A 22827-nucleotide genomic window follows, 5' to 3' on the forward strand; every position below is an offset into this window, starting at 1 on the left:
TTTCAATTTGTAGTTTTTTGAGGTCACTTACGTATGCAGTGACTAGGGTGAAGATAACGAAACTATGTTCCCGTCCGGATCGGCAAGCAATTCGCCAACATGGCGCGGAGGCCTGTCGGGAATGCACCGGGATTTCAGCGATTACTCTGGTTATCAATGCAAGCGATATTCAAAGCTCATAAATATCTCGACATCCCAAAATGAGTGGCCTTGAAATCGAGCTTGTTATAAAACGGGACTGTCTCCTGATAACAATCGAGTATTACTTTATAGCAGCCTGCCGTTTTGCAATAATCAATGAGGCGCGATATCACCTGTTCTCCATATCCTTTACGCCGATATTGCCGGTCTACAACGATGTCTTCAATATGCCCCGACCTTCCTCCCCGGATTTTATATTCAATGATGACACTGCCGTAGCAAACAATTTTATCGTCGGAAATGCCCACAACTCCGTAGGCATTGGAACAGGACGCAAACTTTTTCCAGCTGTCTTCTATATCAATCACATCCACACCACCAGGAAATTCAGACAATTGTTCGAGCAGCAGACAAACAGAATAGGTATCTTTTTTTTCTATCGGGCGAAAGACTAAGGTGTCCGGCCCGGGAATTAGCATGTGTTCAGCCATTAATATCTGAAATTTCGATTTGAGGCTGAAAACTATAATTTTATTGGAAGAAGTCCAAGTACCGAATCCGGAAGCGGGTCAAATCGAGCGACCTTCCTTAGTCCGTATTTGCCATAAGCCACTGATAACCAACAAACCAAAAGTTAATTCCTTATTGTCGAAAATTATGAAGATAACAATGACTTTTCTCGTTAAAAAAAGCTGATACCTATACTTCCTGCGGATTCGCCCTTCTTTTGTAACCGCTTCCCATAACAAGGAATCAAACCTTACAAACAAAATTGACCGAAGTAAATCCTCCGGCCAAAGTTAACTACCACATCTAAAAGAACTCCGGTCAATGACCGGGGTCCCAGGTTGCTTCCGCTTACTTGAATAGCTGCTGCGCAAATCCGAACAGGTCGTGCCGCCAGACCGGCCAGGTATGCCCGCCGCGGTATTCACTGTATTGGTATTTCACCCCCAGTTCATCATACTTGGCCAGCATGATCTTGCAATTTTTGTAAGCAATATCTTCCTCGCCGCCCATCGAAATCCAGAAGTTTTTGAGATTGCCGTTGATCGCGGCGGCATTGGTTTTGACAAATTCATAATGCGGGCCGGATAGTGCCGCATTGTTGGCGAACCAGCCCGAGCTGAACACGCCCAACGACGAAAACAGGTCCGTGTTTTTAGCTCCGGCGTAAAGTGTCTGTATCCCACCCATCGACAGCCCTGCCAGCGCCCGGTGCGCCGCATCCGCTTGCACCCTGAAAGTACTTTCAACATAAGGCATCGCCCCTTGTTTCAATTCACTTTCAAAGAGTTTGAGAAAACCGTCACCCGCTGTCGCCATACTTCCCGGCCCCATCGGGCTTCCCATGTTGCCGTCCATCATCACCACCAGCATGGGTTTCGCCTTGCCTTCCGCAATGAGATTATCGAGGATCAGGTTTGTTTTCCCCTGGTTGGCCCAGCCTCTCTGATCTTCGCCACCGCCATGTAAAAGGTACAGTACGGGGTACTTTTCGGTCGAGGCATCGTAGCCCGGAGGCGTGTAGATATACATTTCACGCCACGTATTGCTGGCTTTGGACAGGTAGCGTTTGACCCGGATATCGCCGTGTGGCACGTCGCGCATGGCATAATAGCCTCCTCCCCGGAAAGGGATTTCGATGCCGCTGGCCATTCTGCCCATGCCGTAAAACGTTTCGCTGGCCGGATCGGCCAATGCTACGCCATCTACCAGCAACGAGTAATAATGGAAGCCTTCGCCAATGGAATCCGTCGTGACCGACCAGTACCCGGCGGTATCTTTCTCCATATCATATTTTTTCCCGAGATCGACCTGTACTTTTTGCGCATTGGGGGCTTTCGTGCGGAACACGACGCGGTTATCCGGCAGTATCTGCGGGTACTGCGCCGACCGCACATTGGTAGCCGCCGGCGTACCCAAAATGGTGTACTTCGGCAGCGAAGCCACATCGACAGGTTTGAACAGGAATTGCGAAAACATGTACAAGCCGTTTTTCCAGACCTTGAAATCGTGTACGCCCGGCTCCACGTAGTATACATGCGGCACGTCGTGCTCAAACAGGTAATCGTGCGTGCGTTTGCTGAATGTAATCAACCGGTCATTATCCCCGCAGGAGATAAAGAGCAATTTCAGTTTCTTGCCGGCATCTTCGGGGTTAGGCATGAGTTCCTCGGGCTTTTTGGTATTGGGCGCGGACGAGAACCCTCCTACCCACGCGAACTTGTCCAGGTTTCCCAACCCGAAGTTCAGGGACTGGCCGCCGCCCATCGACAAGCCTGCGATGGCGCGGTGCTCACGATCGGTAAGCGCCGGGTATTTCTTTTCGATAAATGGGATCAGATCTGTAAGCAAATCTTTTTCGAAGGTCGAGAAGGCCTCCACTTTGTCCGGTGCCATAATATTTCCGGTAGCGCGATCGTCTTTCATCGCGCGGCCATTCGGCATTACCACGATCATCGGCTCGATTTTCTTTTCATCCAGCAGATTATCCAGGATGAGTTGCGGGTTACCGCCTTTCAGCCATTCCTTCTCGTCGCCGCCAATGCCGTGGAGCAAATACAGCACCGGGTATTTCTTCTTTTTAGAAAAACCCGGAGGCGTATAAATCAATGCCTTTCGTGTATTACCGACCGTTTTCGACGGATAGCTTATCGTGTCGATTTTGCCGGCAGCGACGCCTTGCCGCACCACGTCATAGCCTTTGGGCATTTCCATTGGCTTGTTTTGGGCAAAAGCGGTGTTCGCAAACATCAGAAAGCTTGCGACGAGCAGGATAATTCTTTGCATGGTTTTTTGGATGAAAATGGTGAAAATGCTTTCGGTTATGGAGCTGTAAAACGGTACACTTTGCCGGCCTGCGTGGGCAGATCGTAAAGCAGCGTCTCTTTCAATGGCGACCGTTCCTTTGTTGCTTTCGGTGAAACGATGGGCACGGCTATCTCCTCGGTTTGGTAAAATGCATTCGGATTTTCGCCGGAAGCTTTTTGTAATGTACCGCCTGAGAGTTTCAATGCATTCGGAACCCGCAACCGGAGATTTCCTCCCAGTTTTGACCGGATTTCAACTTTTGTCAGTTTTGAACCAGCCCATTCCATACTCACCAGCTCAAAACCACCACGTGCCATCAACCCGCTGATGCTACCATTCTGCCATACATCGGGAAGCGCGGGGAGCAAATGCATTGCGCCGTCGGCACTTTGCATGAGCATTTCGGTGATGCCCGAGGTGCAGCCGAAGTTACCATCAATCTGAAATGGCGGGTGAGCGTCGAAGAGATTGTTGTAAGTACCGCCACCGCGCTTGCTCGGCGGGCTCAATTGGTCCTGGATCAGTTTAAACGCATGATTTCCGTCCTGCAACCGCGCCCACCAATTGACCTTCCAGCCCATACTCCAACCCGTGGAAACATCGCCGCGATGGGTTAAAGTGGTGCGGGCAGCCGCAAACAGTTCGGGATTCCTATAAGCCGAAATTTGCGAAGCGGGGAACAACCCATACAAATGCGACACGTGGCGGTGCTCGTCTTTGGGATCGTCCACATCGTCAAGCCACTCCTGCAACTGTCCGTATTGTCCCACATGCATTGGTGGCAGCCGCTTGCGCATCTGGCGAAGCGTATCGGTAAATGCGGCGTCCTTTTTCAGAATTTCCGCCGCCCGGATGGCCGAGCTGAAAACGTCGAATGCAATTTGATTATCCATGGTCGTGCCCGCATCGAGCGAAGAACTTTCGTGTGCGGCCGGCGCATTTTCCGGCGAACTGCCCGGATTGGTCACCAGCCAATGGTATTTGGGATGTTCCACCAGATAATCGACGTAGAAAGTGGCCGCCCCTTTCAAAACGGGGTAAGCCTTCGCCAAAAAGTTCTTGTCGCCGGTATACAGGTAATGCTCCCACAAATGCTGGCTCGTCCAGCCGCCGCCCGCGATCCACATACCCCAGAACGCGCCGTCGATCGCGCCGGTAGCGCGCCATATGTCCGTGTTGTGATGCGCCATCCAGCCCCGCGCGCCGTACATGACTTTCGCCGTTTCGCGGCCCGTTTCGGACAGCTCGGTGACCATTTTCAGGAAGGGCTCATGCAGCTCCGACAGGTTCGTCTTCTCCGCAGGCCAGTAATTCATTTGCGCATTGATATTAATCGTGTATTTGCTGTCCCAAGGCGGCCGCATTTTGTTGTTCCATATTCCTTGCAAATTGGCAGGCTGCCCACCGGGTTGGGAACTGGAAATCAGCAGGTAACGGCCATACTGGTAATACAATGCAACCAGTGCAGGGTCATTCGCAGTCCGGAAATTTTTCAGCCTTTCGTCAATAGGAAATTTTGCGGCCTCCGTCGCGCCCAGATCGAGCCTCACACGGTTGAAATATTGCTGAAAAGCAGCAACATGCGATTTGAGTATCGTATCATAGGACTTGCCGGCAGCCTTTTCCAAATAGCCCCTTGCCAAAACATTTTCATCCCCCGATACTTCGTGGTAATTCGTGAAGTTCGTGGCAGCAGAGACATAAATCGTTGCGGCCGTCGCGCCATTCACGTTAACCGCGGTATCCCCCACCGAAATACTCCCACCTTCCGTCCGGATCTTTGTAATCGCCTTGAATCTCACCAATCCCTTCACTCCTTCATGATCCGCGGCAGTAGCCGAAAGCACCAGCTCTTTTGCCGGAGAAATCTCGATTTTCGGTTGCTGATGAAGCGTTGAGTAAGCTGCCGAAAAAGTCAGTTTACCCGGCTTGTCGGCTGTCAATCGGACGACCAGCACCTGGTCCGGCTGAGAGGCCAGTACCTCGCGCGTAAAAGTGACACCGTCAAGTTGATAAGTCGTTTTCGCGACCGCCCGCTCGATATCCAGTTCGCGGTAATACCGCTGGTATTGCTCGTGCCCGGGAAATGCCAAATGCAGCTCGCCGACCGGCTGAAACATCTGTCCATGCGATTTTTTGGAAATAACAGCCTGGTTAGCAAGCTTCTCGGCCTCTTTTTGTTTTCCATCAAAAATCAGTTTCCTGATTTCCGGCAAGGCGGCTAATGCGGCAGGATTATCATTCCGGTTGGGCCCGCCCGACCATAATTTACTCTCATTCAACTGAATGGTTTCGTCGGACACATTCCCGTACACCATCCCTCCCAGCCTGCCATTGCCCACCGGTAAGGCATTTTCCCAGGTATTGCCTGACGGCGTATTATACCAGAGCTTCAAAGGCTGCTGAGAAAAGCAGGCATTGGAAAGGGTCAGGGAAAAACAAACAAGGACATGAAGTTTCGTCAATCGGAAATTGGCACCAAACTGGGGCAATCCAGGCTCCATGAATTTTTCGATTATATTATTTGTCAAATTGACAATATATTTTTCAGGCATAATACTTCTATGATATGGATCGAAAGTCCATTACTTTTTTTATATTATTTTTAATTTATCAATGAGCAAATGTAGGTCTTCGGCGGGGCACATGCGAACACATTTGTTGAAACTAATATCACAAATGTTCAAATGTGGCTTTTTCGCAACGTCAGGGCAATAAATATCAGCGCCATGTCAAAATTTCGTTCTCGTATCATTGCCTTTTTTGCGGGCTTTCTCATTTCATTGGCGCAGGCGAATGCAGATGATCCGCACCTCAATTTTACTGCACTCACTTCGGTAGACGGCCTGTCGTCGAACACAGTCCATGCCATTTTGAAGGACCGTCACGGGCTGCTCTGGTTCGGGACAGATGATGGATTGAACAAGTACGACGGCACAGAATTTACAGTGTACCGAAACGACGGCGCGAATCCCGCCAGCATTGCTTCCAACGATATTTCATCCCTGTACGAAGACAAGGCCGGCCGCATTTGGATCGGTACAATCCAGGGGGCGCTTAACCTATATGATCGTAAAAAGGATGCATTCAAACGCATTTGCGTGAATGAAAGTGTCTCGGCGATCACCAGCGACCGTACGGGCAAGTTGTGGGTGGGTACCATCGAGGGGCTTACGTGGGTAGACCCGGTTTCATTCAAAGTCACGCGGATGAGCCAGCGCGCGGATGTCCCCGTAGAAATCAAAAATCAGCTGATTTTGAGTTTCTACCAGGATAAAACGGGTCAAATGTGGGTGGGGACCGCTAACGGCTTATTCATTTACGATTTTAAAACCGACCGTTTCAGAAAAATCACTGACGGGCCCGGGAACCGCAGTCAGGTCAAAACGATTTATGGCGGTCCATCGGGGCATATCTGGGTGGGGTCATTTAGCGGGCTCTACAAATTTGCCGCCGACGGAAGTCTGCTCCAAACTTTTAGGTATCAGGCTAACGACAAACAGACGATCAGCAGCAATATGGTCTATGCCGTGGCCTCCGGAGACCGGAAAACGCTTTGGATATGTACCGACGGCGGACTGAACCTGATGAATACCGAAACCGGAAAAGTAACCCGCTACGCGCCCGACCCGCGTAATCCGTATAGCCTTACTAACAAGTCGGTCCGCAGCATTCTCATCGACGACCGTGGCATTTTCTGGCTGGGAACGTATAAAGGCGGCGTCAACAAGTTTGACAAGAACGTCACGATTTTCGGATTGAAAAATTCGGATACTTATGATCGTTACGGGCTAAGCGCGCCGTTCGTTACCTCATTTGCCGAGAAAGCCGACGGCGACTTGTTCGTGGGCACCGATGGCGGCGGGTTAAATGTGTACCACCGGAAAACCAACCTGTTCACCCAGATCCCGCTCCTTCCCAAAAGTAAGCTGGCGACATCGGGCCTGGCCATTTTGTCGCTCGAAATGGCCGGCGATAAATTATGGATCGGGACGTTTCAGGACGGGCTCTTTCAATTGGACGTCAACACGGGCCAATATCGGCAATACACGCAAACTGCAAGCATTTCGTCGTTGGGCAACAACGACATTTTCGCATTGACGACCGATAAAAGCGGAAAACTGTGGATCGGAACGAATGGCGGCGGAGTGAATGTATTCGATCCGCAGACACAACAGTTTAACCGGCTATTTGAAGAGAATATTCCGGTGGAGAAACGCGTCATTCCGCTCAACGGCTACATCAGGGACATTTTACAGGACAAAGAAGGCAAAATCTGGATCGGCTCGCACGGCACTGGTCTGGTGATCTTTGATCCTGAGCAGCAGAAGTCCATTCACCTGGATAAACTCAACAGCAAACTGCCGGGCAACAATGTACTGTCGGTTTTTGAGGATAGTAAGGGAAATATCTGGGTGGGGACTGGCGGAGAAGGCCTGGCGAAATTCAATGCGGAGACGCGCAGCTTTTTGGGTTTTGGTCAAAAGGAAGGCCTTGCGAGCGGCGTGGTCAACAAGATACTGGAAGACGCGCAGGGCCGGATCTGGGTGAGCACCAACCAGGGATTAAGCTACCTGGATCAGGCGACGAAACGGTTTGTGAATTACACGCAGCTCAATGGCTTGCAGGACAATACGTTCGTTCTGGGCGCAGGTATCCGTACGCGCGACAACCTGCTGTTTTTCGGTGGGATCCAGGGCTTCAATTACCTCGACACCCGCACACTCCGCCAAAACAACAGCCGTATTCCCGTTATCCTGAAAGAGCTCCGCGTCGGCAACAACTCCATCACACCAGCCGATTCCAACATCCTGGCTGACCACATTTCCATCGCGAAATCCATTCATCTGGATTACAAACAGAATTTTACCCTTACCTACGGGGCGCTCAACTACTCCGACGCTTCGCAGACCGTGTACCGCTACCGGCTTGTTGGCTTCGACGATGAATGGCACTACGCAGGATCTTCCAAAACCGCCGGCTATACCAACCTTAACCCCGGAACTTACCGGTTTGAAGTGCAGGCCAAAAACCAGAATGGCGTATGGAATGAACCGGGCACGTCGGTCGAAATTGTGGTCGAGCCGCCGTTTTACATGACCATTTATGCTTACCTGTTTTACGCATTTGCCTTGTTTGGACTCGTGTTTTTAATGCGGCGCAGAGGTATCCAAAAACTCAAAAGGCAGTTCCGGCAGGAAGAGCTGGAAACCGAGGCCCGACGTAAAAGGGAGCTGGATGAAATGAAAATCAAGTTCCTGACCAACCTGAGCCATGAGTTCCGGACACCGATTTCCCTCATACTTGCACCGCTGGACCAGTTGGTGAATCGGGGCCGGGCCGCCGAAGACACCCCGCATTTGCAGGGCATCCGGCGTAACGCCAAACGATTACTCAACCTGGTCGACCAGCTGCTGGACTTTAAAAACCTGCAACAACACGAATCACAGCTCGAAACTACGCCTGGCGAGATCGTATCGTTTATCCGCGAAACCGCAGAGTCCTTTCAATACCTGTCGCAGGCGAAGGAAATTGACTATGCAATTGAAAGCGAGGTCGATAGCCTGCCCATGGATTTCGATGCCAATAAAATCGAACGCATTGTCCTGAACTTACTATCTAACGCATTTAAACATACGCCCAGGGGTGGGCAGGTAAAACTCTCCTTGTCTCAATCCGGTGGGCCTAACACCGGCCAGTGGCTAAACATCAAAATATCGGATACGGGCGTAGGCATTCCCGCCGACAAGCACCAGAAGATTTTCGAGCGTTTTTATCAAAACGACTCATCCAGGGTATTGAACCAGGGGAGCGGGATCGGCCTGTCGATCGTGAAAGAGTTCGTACAAATGCATGGTGGGGTAATCAAAGTAGAGAGCGAGCCGGGACAAGGCAGCACGTTTACCGTAGCACTTCCGTGCAAAAAACCCGCTTCAACTGCCGTTCGGGAAACGCTTCCGCCGGTGATTTCACAAGAAAATACAACAAGCGCACCCGCGTCGGAAACAACGCCGGAAACGCCGGTCATACGGCCGGAATTATCAGCTGATATTCTGATCATCGAGGACAATGACGAATTCCGGCATTATCTGAAAAGTAATCTGGAAATCAATTACAAAATCATGGAGGCCTCCAATGGCGTGGAAGGCTGGCAGAAAGCGCTGGCCCACCACCCGCAGATCATCATCAGCGACGTGGCAATGCCGGAAATGGACGGGATCCAATTGAGCAGGAAAGTCAAATCGGACAAACGTACCGCGCATATTCCGGTGATCCTGCTTACCGCTTCCACCGGCGAGGAGCACGAGCTCCGCGGGCTCAATTCGGGCGCGAACGATTATCTGACCAAGCCTTTCAATTTTGACATTCTCAATGTGAAGATCAGTAACCTGCTCCTGCTGAGCAGACTCCTCAAAAATACCTATTCCAAGCAGATCGACATTTCGAAACCCGAACCTGAAATTGTTTCTGCAAACGAAAAACTGCTCAAAAACATCCTCGCTTATATCGACGAAAACCTGACCAACAGTACCGACCTCAATGTAGAGAAAATGAGCAGGCAACTGGGCATGAGCCGCGGGACTTTGTACAACAAGCTATTGGAAATAACCGGACAAACGCCCATCGAATTTATCAAAACCATCAAGCTTGAAAAGGCAGCTTTGCTATTGGAAAAAAGCGACCTGAACGTCTCTCAAATCTCCTATGCCACCGGGTTTGCTTCGCCGAGCTATTTCACCAAATCTTTCAAGGCAAAATTCGGCATGCTTCCCTCTGAATACCTTCACGCAAAGCCCAAATCAGAACTGATTGCAAAGCCCTGACCCCCTAGCAATTTTGTAAGTAATACTATAACAAATGTTCAATTTGATCAACTAATAGTAACATAGGTTAAGTGTGGGCTTGACATTTTATTGAAATCGTCCAACCTTTGACTAGTACAAGTTTTTGTTCTTTTAGTCCAGCTACATTAACCCTATGAGAAACAATTTACAAGCGTATCTAGCGAAAGTCAGGCCGTGGATGCTATTCGTGCTGTGTGTGATTGCCTCGGCCAACCTGGCATTTGCAAAAGCAGCCGACAAGCAGGTCTCCGGCCGGGTCACTTCCCAGGACGGCGAAGCGCTGCCAGGTGTGAACGTGACAATCAAAAATTCCAACGTGGGCACGAGTACCAATGCAAACGGCGAGTACGCTATCACGGTCCCATCCGAAAGTAGCGTTTTGGTTTTCAGCTTTATCGGTTTTGGTAAACAGGAAATCGAAGTAGGTATGCAAACGCGTATCGACGTAAAACTGGCCACCGAAAACCAGGCTTTGGAAGAAATGGTCGTGATAGGATATGGTAGCCAGAAAAAATCCTCGCTAACAGGCGCCGTGTCTTCGGTTTCGCCCAAAGAACTGACCGCGCTTCCGGTGGTAAGTGCCGAGCAGGCATTGCAAGGCCGCGTGCCGGGCGTGCGTGTGGTGAATAACGGTAGCCCCGGGCAAACGCCGATTGTTCGCATTCGGGGAATTGGTTCGATCAACTACGCTTCCGGGCCGCTTTATGTGATCGACGGAATCCCTTCCGGCGACCTGAATAACCTCGACCCGAAAGACATCGAATCGCTGGAAGTGTTGAAAGATGCGAGCTCGGCAGCCATTTATGGTTCCCGCGCGTCGAACGGCGTCATTATCATTACGACCAAAAAAGGATCGCAGGACGGTAAGCTGCATGTAAATGTGGATACCTATTTTGGCACGCAATCGGCCTGGAAAAAACTGGACCTGCTGAATACCGACCAGTACATTCAATATGCGACAGCTTTGCTGGGAAATGCGGGTATCGCCATGCCGGGCAGGCTTTCCAATCTGAACCAGCCTGTTTATGAAGGTGCGTCGCAAACTTTCGCGCAAACCCACACCGATTGGCAGGATGTCCTTTTCAGACATGCGCCGATTCAGCAACACCAATTTTCGGTCAGCGGCGGCAACAGTGTCTCGCGCTTTTTCACTTCGGCCGGGTATTTCGACCAGGAGGGTATTCTGGTGGGTACCAATTACAAACGTGCCAACTTCCGCATTAACTCCGATCACCAGATCACCAAATTCCTGAAAATCGGCCAGACGCTGACCTTTTCTTACGACAAAAGCCGGGGCGAACAGGGCTTTGGCGGCGGACGGACACTGGTCATGCAGGCGATCCGTAACTTACCTTACTGGCCCGTGACCGACCCTACCAAACTCGGAGGGTACAGCTCCCCTACCGCAGCCGACGGAAGCGACCCGGATAACCCGTTGCGGATCACCCAAATGGATGTATCGCGTAGTCAGCGCATCAAAGTACTGGGTTCAATTTTTGCCGAAGTCAACCTGACCAGCTTCCTGAAATACCGTTTCAGCTTCGGAGCGGATGTGGTGAGCGCATTGTCCAACGATCAGTTCCCGATCTACAACGACGGCTACAAGTCGCGTACGCAGTACGAGATCCGCAATGGCCGCACCGCCTACTTCTCGCCGGTGATCACCAACCAGCTGACTTTCGACAAGACCTTCGGCAAACATATGCTGAATGTGACCGCGATCGTCGACAAGCAAACTTTCAGGACCAATACGCTCAACGGCTCGGGTTACCGGCCGAACAACGACATCGACCAGATGCAGGGTATTTCCAACCCGAATGCGAGCAGCACGCTCGATGAAAGTGCGCTCATCTCCTACGTCGGCCGTTTGAACTACGAATATGCAGGCAAGTATTTGCTCAGCGGATCGGTCCGTCGCGACGGCTCGTCGAGGTTCGCACCTGGTAATAAGTGGGGTACATTCCCTTCATTGTCACTGGGCTGGCGTATCAGCGAGGAGGAGTTTTTGAAAAGCGTCCCTGCCATTTCCGAATTGAAACTCCGCGCGAGCTACGGACAAACCGGCTTCAACGGAATCGGAAGCTACGCATGGCAGTCGCTCGTACAAGCGGATAACTCCAACTACTATTTCGGCGGAAGCAAGCTGCTTGGCTCGTATTTCAGCGCCCTGGGCAACACCCAGCTGAAATGGGAAAGCACAGCGATGACCAACTTCGGTATCGATCTGGCTTTGTTCAACAACAGCGTTACATTCACCGCTGAGCGTTACAACAGAAATACCGACGGACTTTTGCTCGAAGTGCCGATCCCTAATTCGCTCGGCTATTCTTCTTCCCCATTGTCCAACATTGGTAAAATGAAAAACTGGGGCTATGAATTCCAGTTGGGCTACAATAAAAACGACGGCGATTTCAAGTGGAATGCTTCTGTAAACCTGGACATTACCCGAAACAAGGTAGTGAGCCTTGCCACGGAGAGCGCCACGATTTTCTCCGGCAAGAATGACGATTTCGGTGGTTTTGACATTACTAAAACAGAGGCCGGACATCCGATCCAGTCGTTCTATGGATGGAAAGTGGATGGTATCTTCCAAAACCAGGCTGAAATTAACGCTGCCAATGCCGCCGATGGAAACGACCAGACCAAATACCAGCCTGCCGCAGCGCCCGGCGACATCCGTTTCAAGGACCTGAATGGCGACGGCGTCATCGACGGCAACGACCGCCAATACCTGGGCAGCTTCATTCCGAAATTCAGCTACGGCGGCAATTTCGGTGGTAGCTACAAAGGCTTCGATTTCTCGCTGTATTTGCAAGGTGTGCAGGGAAACAAAATTTACAACGGTACCAAGGTGATCGAACAAGGTATGCTGCGGCTATTTAATGCAGGAACGGATGTACTGAACGCATGGACACCTCAAAATACCGATACCGATGTGCCCCGCGCAGTGAGCGGTGACCCGAACAACAACAGCAAAACCAGCGACCGGTTTATCGAAAACGGCTCTTACATGCGGATCAAAAATTTCAGCATCGGTTACACCATTCCTTCCAAAGGCCTGGCTTCACTGACACGGAATACCATTACCAAAGCGAGAGTGTACGTATCGGCCACCAACCTGCTTACGCTGACCAAATACTCAGGTCTTGACCCGGAAATCGGTGTCAACGGATCGTCTACGGGCACCGGCACGCAGCTGATCAACGGTATCGACTATGGCATGTACCCGCAGCCCAGAACCTTGCAGGTAGGATTGAGTTTTGGTTTTTAACAACATTGAAAAAGCACTGAAATGAAGAGAAATATCATACTTGGGTCACTGCTTTTGTTCGGCATCATTTTTTCCTGCAAGGAGGACGTGCTCGAAAAAACCAACCCGAACGGCGTGACGGTCGAAAATTATTACAAAAATGGTGCGGAACTAACGAGCGGGGTTACCAGCGTGTATTCCATGCTCAAATCCAATAACCTGGTAGCACGCGAGTGGTTTTTCCTGCACGACATGCGCAGCGACGACATGGCGGCCGGCGGCGGACAACTCGAAACGCCCCGCAACCAGCTGCTCCTGGGGACCCACGACAGCGGTAACTCGGTCATGGGCACGGTTTGGCTCGCCTATTACCGGCTCATCCACCGCGCCAACTCGGTCGTCGATAACTCCACGGCAGTATCCGACATTGCGCCCGCCGACAAGGCCCGGTTGCTGGCCGAAGCACGCTTCCTGCGCGCCTACGCCTACTACGAGCTCGTGAGCATGTGGGGCGGCGTGCCTTTGTACAAGAACTACGTGCTGACAGTCGACGGAAGCCTGCCAAGGTCCACCGACGCGGAGGTATACGCCTACCTCGTTTCCGAATTACAGGAAATCCAGGGCCAGCTCCCGGCTACCTACGATGCGGCCAACCAGGGAAGGGTTACCAAAGGCGCGGCACAAATGCTGCTGGCGCGCGTTTTCATGCAAAAAGGCGATTATGCGAGCGCCAAAACCGAACTGTTGAAATTGTACGATTCGAAGGTGTATGCGCTGGTCGATAACTACAACGACAACTTCCTGGAAGAAACCGAATTCAACAAAGAATCCATTTTCGAAGTGAACTTCTATCCTTCGGGCGGCGTGTACAACTGGGACGGCGATGGAAATGGCGCCACGGCCGGTACCGAAACGGTGCGGACGCAGGAATACTCGGCCATCGGCTGGCGAAATGTCATTCCTTCAAACGGCCTGCTGGCTGAATTTGAAAAAACCACCAAAGGCGACGCCAAAACAGACCCGCGCTACGACGATTCGTTTTATTTCACCGGCGAGAAGTACAACAAAGGCGCTTCGACTTTGACTGACGGACAGCAAAACGGCAGCTCGTCGGTCGTGGATGGTGTGACACAAAAGATCAGCTGGCAGAAATACTCGCTGATGTACAAAATGAACGAATCGTTCCTGACCGGCGGTATCAATCAGCGGATCATGCGATTTGCCGAAACCATCCTGTCGCTGGCAGAGGTGGAAAACGAGCTGGGCAACACTGCGCAGGCGGTGCAGTACCTGAATATGATCAGGGCGCGGAAGAGCGTTTCGATGCCGGCTTACCCTACTGCCAAATACCCGGTGGGGAGCAAAGATCAGGTGTTTGCGGCCATAATGCATGAGCGCCGGGTGGAGCTGAGCGGTGAGCAGATCCGCAACCGCGACATTTTGAGATGGCGGAAAAACAGCAAGCTGAAAACCGAGCCGATCGCTTATTTTCAGGCCAACAAACACGAATTACTGCCCATACCGCAACAGGAAGTCGATAACAATGCAAAAATCGAAGCCAAAGATCAGAACCCGGGTTATTAATCCTGCAAATCAATTGGCAAATATGAAATGGCACCGGCTCAGTTCCGGTGTCATTTCTTTGCTTATGTTCTTTTTAATCCATGCATTGGTTTCCTGTAAGTCCAAAAGCGACACGTTGTTTTTGAGTCACACTTCCGACGAAACCAGTGTACACTTCGTCAACAAACTTACCCCTAACGACTCCATTAACCCATTCACATTCACCAACTTTTACAATGGTGGCGGTGTGGGCATCGGGGACGTAAATGGAGATGGCAAACCCGATATTTTCTTCGGCGGCAACCAGGTGAGCAGCAGGTTGTACCTGAGCAAAATCGACACTACCTCCCACCAATGGGCATTTGAGGATATTACCGAAAAGGCCGGCGTGGGCACTACCCGCTGGTGCAGCGGCATTTCGATGGTGGATATTAACCAGGACGGCCGGCTCGATATTTACATCAGCGTTGCCCGGCACATGAAAATGCCGGATTCTGAAAACCTGCTTTTTGTGAACCAGGGAAACGGGCCGGACGGCGTGCCGACTTTTAAGGAACTGGCGAAAGAATATGCGCTGAATGACAATGCATTTACCACCCAAACCGCCTTCTTCGACGCGGACCTCGACGGCGACCTCGACGCCTACCTGATGAACACCGCGCCCGACCTGCAAAACCCGAATTTCATCCGTAAAACCTACAACGACGGCTCCTACCCGAGCACAGGTAAATTTTATATCAATGAAGGATTTCAGGAGAATGGTGCGCCCAAATACACCAATATTTCCAAAGAGGCCGGTGTGAAATACGAAGGACTGGGCCTCGGATTGGCCCTCAGCGATCTGAACAAGGACGGCTACCCCGACATTTATTGTTCCAACGACTTCATCAGCAGCGACATGCTGTACCTGAATGCCGGCGCCGGCGCAAAACCTGTATTCAACAACGTAATCAAGGAGGCTACCGCACACACGGCGCTGTTCGGAATGGGCGTGGACATTGCCGACATCAACAACGATACTTACCCCGATATTTTCCAGCTCGATATGCTGCCCGAGGATAATTTGAGACAGAAAAAAATGCTCGCCGGACAGGATTACGACCGTAAGGAAATGAGCATTTCGGAGCAATATGGCTACCAGCTGCAATACATGCGGAATATGCTGCAACTCAATTTGGGGACATTCAACCGCGACGAGTCCGGTTCACGCACGCCGCTGTTTTCCGAGGTCGGGCTGCTGGCCGGCATTTCCAAAACCGATTGGAGCTGGGCACCGCTCGTGGCGGATTACGACAACGACGGGTTGAAGGACATTTTCATCACTAACGGCTACCGCCGCGACGTGACCGACCGCGATTTTATCCAATTCAAGGAGGATTTCTCCAATTTCGGCACCAACAACTTCAAGCAGCAAAACGCGGTGGAGCTGATCCGGAAAGTACCGGAAGTGAAAATCCCGAACTACGCTTATAAAAATACCGGGAACCTGACATTTGAAAATGCTTCCAAATCCTGGGGATTAGATGAACTGTCCTATTCCAACGGTGCGGCGTATGCGGACCTGGACGGCGATGGCGACCTGGATCTGGTCGTCAATAATATTGATTCAGAGCCGCTTATATATCAAAACCAAAGCCGGGAAAAGGTGGGCGCCCACTTTTTAGCGGTCACATTGAAAGGCGAAAAGGGAAACCTTGCCGGCATAGGCGCCAGCGTCACAATCTGGCAGGGTAACCAGCCGCAATATGCAGAAATGTTTCCTGTCCGTGGATTCCTTTCGACCATGGGAACGGGCCTGCATTTTGGACTTGGAAACGCCAACACAATTGACAGCCTGCTGGTAACCTGGCCTGGCGGGAAATCGCAGAGGCTGTACAAAATAGCGGCAGACCAGCATTTGCAGCTCGTACAAAAAGAAGCAGGCATTACCCTACCGAAACAAAATACGATTTCGGAGCCCTTTTTTACCGACATTACCCATGATCTGAAAATCGATTACACCCACGAAAAATCAGCGTTTATCGATTTCAAGCAAACCGCCGCCCTGCACAAAATGCTTTCTAAAAGTGGCTTCGCATTGGCAGTGGGCGATGCGAATGGGGATGGCCTGGAAGATTTCTTTGCCGGCGCCAGCTACCAGAAAGGAAAGCCCTGCATTTATTTGCAACAACCTTCGGGAACATTTGCCAAAAAAATAATCGCTCAGGACTCGCTTCATGAAAATATTTCAGCCACATTCCTCGACGTGGACGGCGACGGGGACCAGGATTTGATCGTAGTCAACGGCGGCAACGAGCGACCCGAAACCGACCGGCGGTTTTACGAAGTACAATTGTATTTAAATACCGGGAACGGCGATTTCAAACTGGCACCCATCGGGACTTTTCCTGCGATTTCTGTCAGTGGCTCTTGCGTGGTGGCTAACGATTTCGACAAAGACGGCGACGCGGACCTGTTTATCGGCGGGCGGATGATTCCGGGTAAATATCCGCTTCCCGCACGCAGCTACCTGCTCAGGAATGATTCAAACTCGGGAAAAATCGCATTTACGGACATTACCAAAACGCATTGCCCCGAGTTGCTTACGGCAGGTATGGTTTGTACCGCATTGTGGACGGATACCGATCGCGACGGATCGGACGACCTGGTGATAGCCGGCGAATGGATGCCGCTGCGCGTGTTTAAAAATCAGAAAACTAAATTTCAGGAAACAGAGCCTGTCAAAACCTCGCTCCAACCCTATGCAGGCTGGTGGAACAGCCTCGCAGCAGGCGATTTCGATGGCGACGGGGACGTTGATTTCGTAGCCGGAAATGAAGGGCTCAATACTTTCTATCATGCGTCGGAAAAAGAACCGATAACACTGGTTGCCAAGGATTTCAACAACGACGGTACGTTCGACCCATTGATGGGTTATTACATCCAGGGCACCTCCTACCCGAGCGTCCCGCGTGACGCACTGAACCAGCAGGTAATCCAGTTTCGCCGGAAATTCCCGCATTACATTGATTATGCGAAGGTCAAGTTCGACGATTTGCTGAGCGCGGAGGAGAAAAAAGATGCGTACACCGCGAAAGCGACTTTTTTGCAAACTGCTTACGTCGAGAATAAAGGCAACGGAAAGTTCGAAGTAAAACCTTTGCCGGTAGAAGCGCAAGTCGCGCCGGTTTTCGGGATTGTGGCAACGGACGTCAATGCGGACCGAAAACTGGACATCATCCTGACAGGCAATTTCTTCCCGAATGAAGTAAATATGGGAAGACAGGATGCTTCGACAGGCCTTTTGTTACTGGGAGACGGCAAAGGCGGGTTTTCGCCTCAACATCCCGCCAAAAGCGGCCTGTTGCTTCGCGGCGACGCGCGTTCCAGTCTGTTGCTTCACGACGTAAAAAATCAACCCATGTTGCTCACGGCCTTGCATTCAAAAGGCATTGCAGTGAACAAAATCACATCAAATGCCTATCGCCCTTTCAGAGAATAGTCTTTCAAACGAACAAAGGTGTATCCCGATTTCAGAAGCGCCGGCACCACCTTCTGCAAGGCTTCGTAGGAGTTCCATTCGGGATGATTGAAATGCATGATAATCAGCGCGCCGGGACGAACATGTTTGAGGATGTTGCTCTCGATAATGTTCGTTGGCGTGTTGGGCACCGCATCCCCGGATAGCACGTCGAAACTGATCATCGTGACGCCTAGCTGCCGGGCGATTTTGGCGCAGGCTTCGTCGGTAAACGCGGTCGCCGAGCGGAAGAAAATCGGTCTTCTACCAGTAACAGCCTCGATCTTCCGCTCGTTCGCTTCGATCTCGTCGAATGCGTCGGGGACGTCGGGAGTCCCTTTGATACCATATTCGCTTTCGCCATCGACCGAACAGGGACGGTGATTGAGGCCGTGGTTTTCAATTTCAAAAAGGCTGTTTTTGCTCAGGGCCGTAAAAATCCCATAATTGGCATCGATCCATTTCCCCGTCACAAACAGCGTAGCGGGGATCCGCATCTTTTCCAGGTAACCGATCAGCTCAGCATCATAGCCACTGCCATGCGGGCCCCCGCAAGCATCGAAAGTAAGCGCCAGCAACTTTTTGCCAGTTACAATATCCTCGTCAACACCCTTCACAAACTCGCCCCAACTACCCGCACGCGCATGGGCGAACTCGGCAGACACCCGCTCCTTGGCCGACCGATAGGCCGTGTCGGCATACAGTTGCCTCAGATAGTGATCGTTTTCCAATGCCACCGGTACTGACTGAGCCTGCGCGGCCAGTTCACCCACCAGCATCGCGATTAATATCAAAGCTGCATTGCATCCGAAGCCGGTTTTCGGCAGCCAGAGGGCTGATTGTCTCATAGTGATCACAAATTCCGTATGTTAATTCAGGTTAAATAAGGCAGTTAATAGTAGTTGTCTGCGTCGCATATCGAACACATTGACAACACTAATATTGGCCATGTTGTTGTTTGAAACAAAGTATTTTGAATTCAACAGGTTATTGCAACTCAATTCAATCTGGAAATTTCTCTTTGGAAATTTTATCTCATGCGTAATATTTATGAATAAGGCATTATGAAGCAATCTCGAATTGTTCGTGTAATATTCGAGTTTAAGGTCGGTTATCTGATTCTTGAAAAGAAACGAGCTGAAATTTAACATATGCTGCGAGAACACAACCTTCTGGTCATTCTGCTCTCCCAGACCAAGACGGGAAAAATTTATTGTAGAGCTATATGAAATACTGGCAATGGAGCTCATGTTAGTCGACGAGTTGAGTATTATGCTATTTGTCAAAATTTTAGACTTGAAGAGACGGTCATTAACCAGCTGAGGCCAAATTCCATAAGATGACGTCCAGGAAACTTTGGTAGATGTGTTTATTGCCGAAAAGTATTTTCCAAATCCAAGATTACCCCTTATCGAGTGTTTTGTATTGCTCTTCCTGATAAATGTAGCAGTTGTCAGGCCTTCTGTCGACAATGCTGTATTAAACATAAGATTAGACCTTGCTGCATTACCGGAAACACTAAAATCTGAAAAGATAAGCGAAACGGGGTCCTTCACGGTAACCGATATACCGCCACTTAAACTTCTGTTCTGCATAACCTCCGGCGTGTATCTTTGGATCGTTCGATAGGACTTCAGGATGTATCCGGTATAAAGCTGAGACGGCTCCCCGAATGTGTTTGACAACGAAGCTTGAATAGATAAATCCGTGAATTGGGTGAGCTTAAACTTTGAATAGATTGACGGATCAAATGTGATCCTGCTTAATGCACTTGTACCGAGAAACCGATTTTTAATCGATATATCATTTCCCTTGACCGGCATTGTAACCTCAAAATTGATCTTGTCGGACGAATAAGAGCTGACAATTTGCGCAAAGACCGTTTTCTTTACAAAAGCATAGTCATTCGCGAAAGGGTATGGTAGCTGAAATTGGTCATCCGTATGAATCTCGAACAGAGAACTTCTTAAATTAAACCTTTGACAAGTTATGCCAAATGCTGGCGATACAGTCCACCTGGTCATTTTCCGGCTGGTTGATATACCTCCCATAAAATCCAGATTGCTATCTCTATACAACTGACGCAATCCACCAGCACTGTCGGTTGGGTCAAATAGCTTGTCGAAGAGTACCGGCGTCACGATCAGCTGTTGAGGGTGATTCATGTAATGAAGCTTTGATTTGACCTCAAACAATTGCTTTCCTATGAATTTTAGTGCTTGCAGAGAATTGTTTATGGAATACCTGCGACTTGCCTGGCTCTGCAACACCCCGGTGGTGTCCAGTGACAGCTCACCAGCCGATCTGCGACGCGTGTGACCGAAATTGAAGAGGTTCTTTACAAACAAGTTTGAGGAATTCTTTTCAACGACCAAATTAGAAATAAAGTCCCTGTCTTTAAATACATTAACCTTTTTCTCGGAGATTGAAACGATGTTGGTATCGGACAAAATTTTCGTAAAAGTACTGCCCGCCATTTTTTGCTTGTCCCTTATATATCCGGCCTGCACCTTAACATGAAAATCAGGTCCAACCCGTCTGATGATGTTGCTCGAAACAAGTTGTGAAGCATTGTTCAGCCATCTGTCAGAATCAAATGGTGGTGGGGCCATGGGTTGAATGGCAATTTGCCCTTTTTCAGAAACCGTGTCTAAGGCATCCGATTTCGTTAAGTTGGCTGTCTCCCGTGTAAGATCGCGACCAATATTATTGGCCTGTACGCTGCTGACCACCTGAAAATCCTTATTGAACGTCATAGGGGACAGATTAAGATCGTATAGCAGGCTGGGGACACCTATACTTCCATAAAACGAACCAGTCGTCGTAAATTTTTTGAGTTGAATATTAATGGACGCCTTTTCAGAAAAAGAACGTGACTTAAGAATTTTGATCGGTTGATCGTTTTCGATTACTTGAATCCGCTTAACAGCGCTGATGGGCAAGTTGTTATTTACGAGATTGTACCTACCCTCCATCAAATCCAGTCCATTCACATAGTACTTCTGAATTGGATTTCCCTGATATAGAATCTCGCCATTCTTCTCTACCTGTATGCCAGGCAGCTTTCTAAGTACATCAGATATTGTCCGGTCAGATTCGGCCTTAAACGCATCCGGACTGTAACTGATGGTGTCACCTTTAATAACGACCGGCGGCCCTTTTACGGTTACCTCCCTCAGCATTCGTGCCTTCCTGATGAGTGTAAAATCTGTCTTTGTCCTAAGGCTTTCCAGTCGGACAAGAACCGTTTCATAATCCAGATGAGTGATTTGAAGAAAGGACGCGCCCAGTGTATCACCGACCGGAATCTCATATCTTCCATCGCCCTTACTTGCAGAAAACGAGATAATATCCAGCGTGTCAGCGCCTAGCACCGAAATCTGGCAATTTGCAACACCCCTGCCACCCTCGTCTCGTATTGTACCGGAAATCAGGCGCTGCGATTTCCCACTGTTTATCGTGATCAACCAGAGTATCGAGAACGCAAGTAGACCTCTCCCCATCATTTGAATCTTTCCAGGGTATTATTTTCCGCCTTGTTTTTCGCCGCAACACGATTAATGATGTCATTTTTCCCGGATGTAAATACGACTCCCGATTGTTCCGCTATGCCAACGGGATTCTGTTTGTATTCTCTCAACTTCTGAAAATACTTCTCCTTCTCTATCTTAATTCCCTTTGTTGTATAGTTTATCGTCTCGTTCGCATTCTTTAATTGAGTGAGTTCGAAGCTGAAATGTTGCTGAATATCGGCGACCTGCACGATTAAACCGGGAAGGCCGCAGAACTTATAAGGACCGTCGCTTATGGGTATCTCGCTTGTAAACCAAGCCTCCCAAGTTCGTCCGCCGAAGGCCGTTGTGGCCTTCTGACACTGGTAACCCGCGATCATCTTTTTATCCCTGGACATTTTCCATTTAGGTGGAATAGCCGGTTCAAGATAGATGAAATCGTTATGGTAAATTTTATCAACGGTTTGAACTTGATCGCAACCTCGTTTGTGAATTATAAAATTAAAATCAGTCCTGTGGCTGGCAAGAAACTCCATTTTCTGCTGATTCTGTTCAAAGTTCCTGCTCGGGAACCTCATAATCGAATCCTGTAAAAACTTATTGGCACTCATAAAAATAGATTCTCCATGACTGGCGAATAGGCGAAATACCTCGCTTTTTTTACTTGTACTTATCGAGTCGGGAAGAAAACTCAATTGATAGGTACAATATATTTTGTAATTCAAAGAGTCTATCCCACCAGACTGACCGAATGCGGCTAAACTGCCTAAAAAAAACAAACCGGCAACGATTGATCTGTTTATATACAGCATCCTGCTATTACGTACTTCAATACGTTGATTCGCCGTCTTTCTCATGCCATGGAAGTTTTGATATTAACCAGCCATAACAATGTATAAATATTTTGAATATACTAGGAATAAATAGCAAGAAAACGACACGAGTCCAATCGTTTTCTCAGGAGATGCGATCATGATATTCATAAACACCATGTCGAATTTCTCTCCGCTTTCGCTGGCCAGGCCGTCGTATACCTGTTGCCTGGCGACAATTAGCCGCCAGCTCTCCCAACCTCACTTCGAGCATACCACCGTCTGCGGCAGAAAGTACAACGACCCTATCCGTCGAAACACTTTTGAAACGGTCCGAAAATGCCAGCAGAGCGGCCAGCAACAAGCAGACAACTATCGTTAGACTCGCTTT

At 49.8% G+C, this 22827-nt stretch carries 11 protein-coding genes; 5 read left to right on the plus strand and 6 right to left on the minus strand.

Annotation, left to right across the window (positions count from 1 at the left end; translation table 11 throughout):
* Nucleotides 1-176 precede the first annotated feature (176 nt).
* The 3 genes from J7619_RS29510 to J7619_RS29520 form a co-directional block, all read right to left on the minus strand.
* Entirely contained in the window at nucleotides 177-632 is a 456-nt protein-coding gene (locus J7619_RS29510; protein ID WP_291207797.1) for a GNAT family N-acetyltransferase, read from the minus strand.
* Between the two features lie 367 nt (nucleotides 633-999).
* Nucleotides 1000-2934 carry an alpha/beta hydrolase-fold protein gene (locus tag J7619_RS29515; protein WP_291207799.1) on the minus strand — a complete coding sequence of 645 codons (1935 nt, stop codon included), beginning with the start codon at nucleotides 2932-2934 and terminating at the stop codon, nucleotides 1000-1002.
* A 35-nt stretch (nucleotides 2935-2969) separates the two neighbouring features.
* A complete protein-coding gene (locus tag J7619_RS29520) occupies nucleotides 2970-5459 on the minus strand; it encodes a glycoside hydrolase family 95 protein (RefSeq protein WP_291207800.1) in 2490 nt (829 codons plus the stop codon).
* Nucleotides 5460-5684: 225 nt separating this feature from the next.
* Here J7619_RS29520 and J7619_RS29525 point away from each other — a divergent pair, with 225 nt between their 5' ends.
* The 4 genes from J7619_RS29525 to J7619_RS29540 all read left to right on the plus strand — a co-directional run bounded on the left by J7619_RS29525 (nucleotide 5685) and on the right by J7619_RS29540 (nucleotide 18094).
* A complete protein-coding gene (locus J7619_RS29525) occupies nucleotides 5685-9779 on the plus strand; it encodes a hybrid sensor histidine kinase/response regulator transcription factor (protein WP_291207801.1) in 4095 nt (1364 codons plus the stop codon).
* Nucleotides 9780-9933: 154 nt separating this feature from the next.
* Nucleotides 9934-13071, plus strand: a complete 3138-nt coding sequence (locus tag J7619_RS29530) for a TonB-dependent receptor (protein ID WP_291207802.1) — start codon at nucleotides 9934-9936, stop codon at nucleotides 13069-13071.
* Nucleotides 13072-13092: 21 nt separating this feature from the next.
* Nucleotides 13093-14634, plus strand: coding sequence for a RagB/SusD family nutrient uptake outer membrane protein (locus J7619_RS29535; RefSeq protein ID WP_291207804.1), 1542 nt, complete (start codon nucleotides 13093-13095; stop codon nucleotides 14632-14634).
* A gap of 22 nt (nucleotides 14635-14656) precedes the next feature.
* Nucleotides 14657-18094, plus strand: a complete 3438-nt coding sequence (locus J7619_RS29540) for a VCBS repeat-containing protein (protein ID WP_291207806.1) — start codon at nucleotides 14657-14659, stop codon at nucleotides 18092-18094.
* Here J7619_RS29540 and J7619_RS29545 read toward each other — a convergent pair.
* Genes J7619_RS29545 through J7619_RS29555 form a run of 3 tightly spaced genes read right to left on the minus strand, consistent with a single transcriptional unit; the run spans nucleotide 18073 to nucleotide 22481 of the window.
* Complete coding sequence (locus J7619_RS29545) at nucleotides 18073-18960, minus strand: polysaccharide deacetylase family protein (RefSeq protein ID WP_291207808.1); 888 nt, start codon at nucleotides 18958-18960, stop codon at nucleotides 18073-18075. The genes J7619_RS29540 and J7619_RS29545 overlap by 22 nt on opposite strands.
* Before the next feature lie 21 nt (nucleotides 18961-18981).
* Entirely contained in the window at nucleotides 18982-21618 is a 2637-nt protein-coding gene (locus tag J7619_RS29550) for a hypothetical protein (RefSeq protein WP_291207810.1), read from the minus strand.
* The gene (locus tag J7619_RS29555; RefSeq protein ID WP_291207812.1) at nucleotides 21615-22481 is read right to left on the minus strand and encodes a GLPGLI family protein; all 867 of its coding nucleotides are present in this window, start codon (nucleotides 22479-22481) and stop codon (nucleotides 21615-21617) included. Before J7619_RS29555 ends, J7619_RS29550 begins: the two co-directional genes overlap by 4 nt.
* A 133-nt stretch (nucleotides 22482-22614) precedes the next feature.
* Between J7619_RS29555 and J7619_RS29560 the strand changes: the two genes are divergently transcribed.
* Nucleotides 22615-22818, plus strand: a complete 204-nt coding sequence (locus tag J7619_RS29560) for a hypothetical protein (protein ID WP_291207814.1) — start codon at nucleotides 22615-22617, stop codon at nucleotides 22816-22818.
* Nucleotides 22819-22827: the final 9 nt, after the last annotated feature.

This window comes from Dyadobacter sp., from assembly GCF_017744695.1.
Lineage (GTDB): Bacteria > Bacteroidota > Bacteroidia > Cytophagales > Spirosomataceae > Dyadobacter.

Bases quoted from the DNA above. Each gene is read 5' to 3' on its own strand.
- J7619_RS29510 (WP_291207797.1), bottom strand. From the start codon at position 632: ATGGCTGAACACATGCTAATTCCCGGGCCGGACACCTTAGTCTTTCGC.
- J7619_RS29515 (WP_291207799.1), bottom strand. From the start codon at position 2,934: ATGCAAAGAATTATCCTGCTCGTCGCAAGCTTTCTGATGTTTGCGAAC.
- J7619_RS29520 (WP_291207800.1), bottom strand. From the start codon at position 5,459: ATGGAGCCTGGATTGCCCCAGTTTGGTGCCAATTTCCGATTGACGAAA.
- J7619_RS29525 (WP_291207801.1), top strand. From the start codon at position 5,685: ATGTCAAAATTTCGTTCTCGTATCATTGCCTTTTTTGCGGGCTTTCTC.
- J7619_RS29530 (WP_291207802.1), top strand. From the start codon at position 9,934: ATGAGAAACAATTTACAAGCGTATCTAGCGAAAGTCAGGCCGTGGATG.
- J7619_RS29535 (WP_291207804.1), top strand. From the start codon at position 13,093: ATGAAGAGAAATATCATACTTGGGTCACTGCTTTTGTTCGGCATCATT.
- J7619_RS29540 (WP_291207806.1), top strand. From the start codon at position 14,657: ATGAAATGGCACCGGCTCAGTTCCGGTGTCATTTCTTTGCTTATGTTC.
- J7619_RS29545 (WP_291207808.1), bottom strand. From the start codon at position 18,960: ATGAGACAATCAGCCCTCTGGCTGCCGAAAACCGGCTTCGGATGCAAT.
- J7619_RS29550 (WP_291207810.1), bottom strand. From the start codon at position 21,618: ATGATGGGGAGAGGTCTACTTGCGTTCTCGATACTCTGGTTGATCACG.
- J7619_RS29555 (WP_291207812.1), bottom strand. From the start codon at position 22,481: ATGAGAAAGACGGCGAATCAACGTATTGAAGTACGTAATAGCAGGATG.
- J7619_RS29560 (WP_291207814.1), top strand. From the start codon at position 22,615: ATGTCGAATTTCTCTCCGCTTTCGCTGGCCAGGCCGTCGTATACCTGT.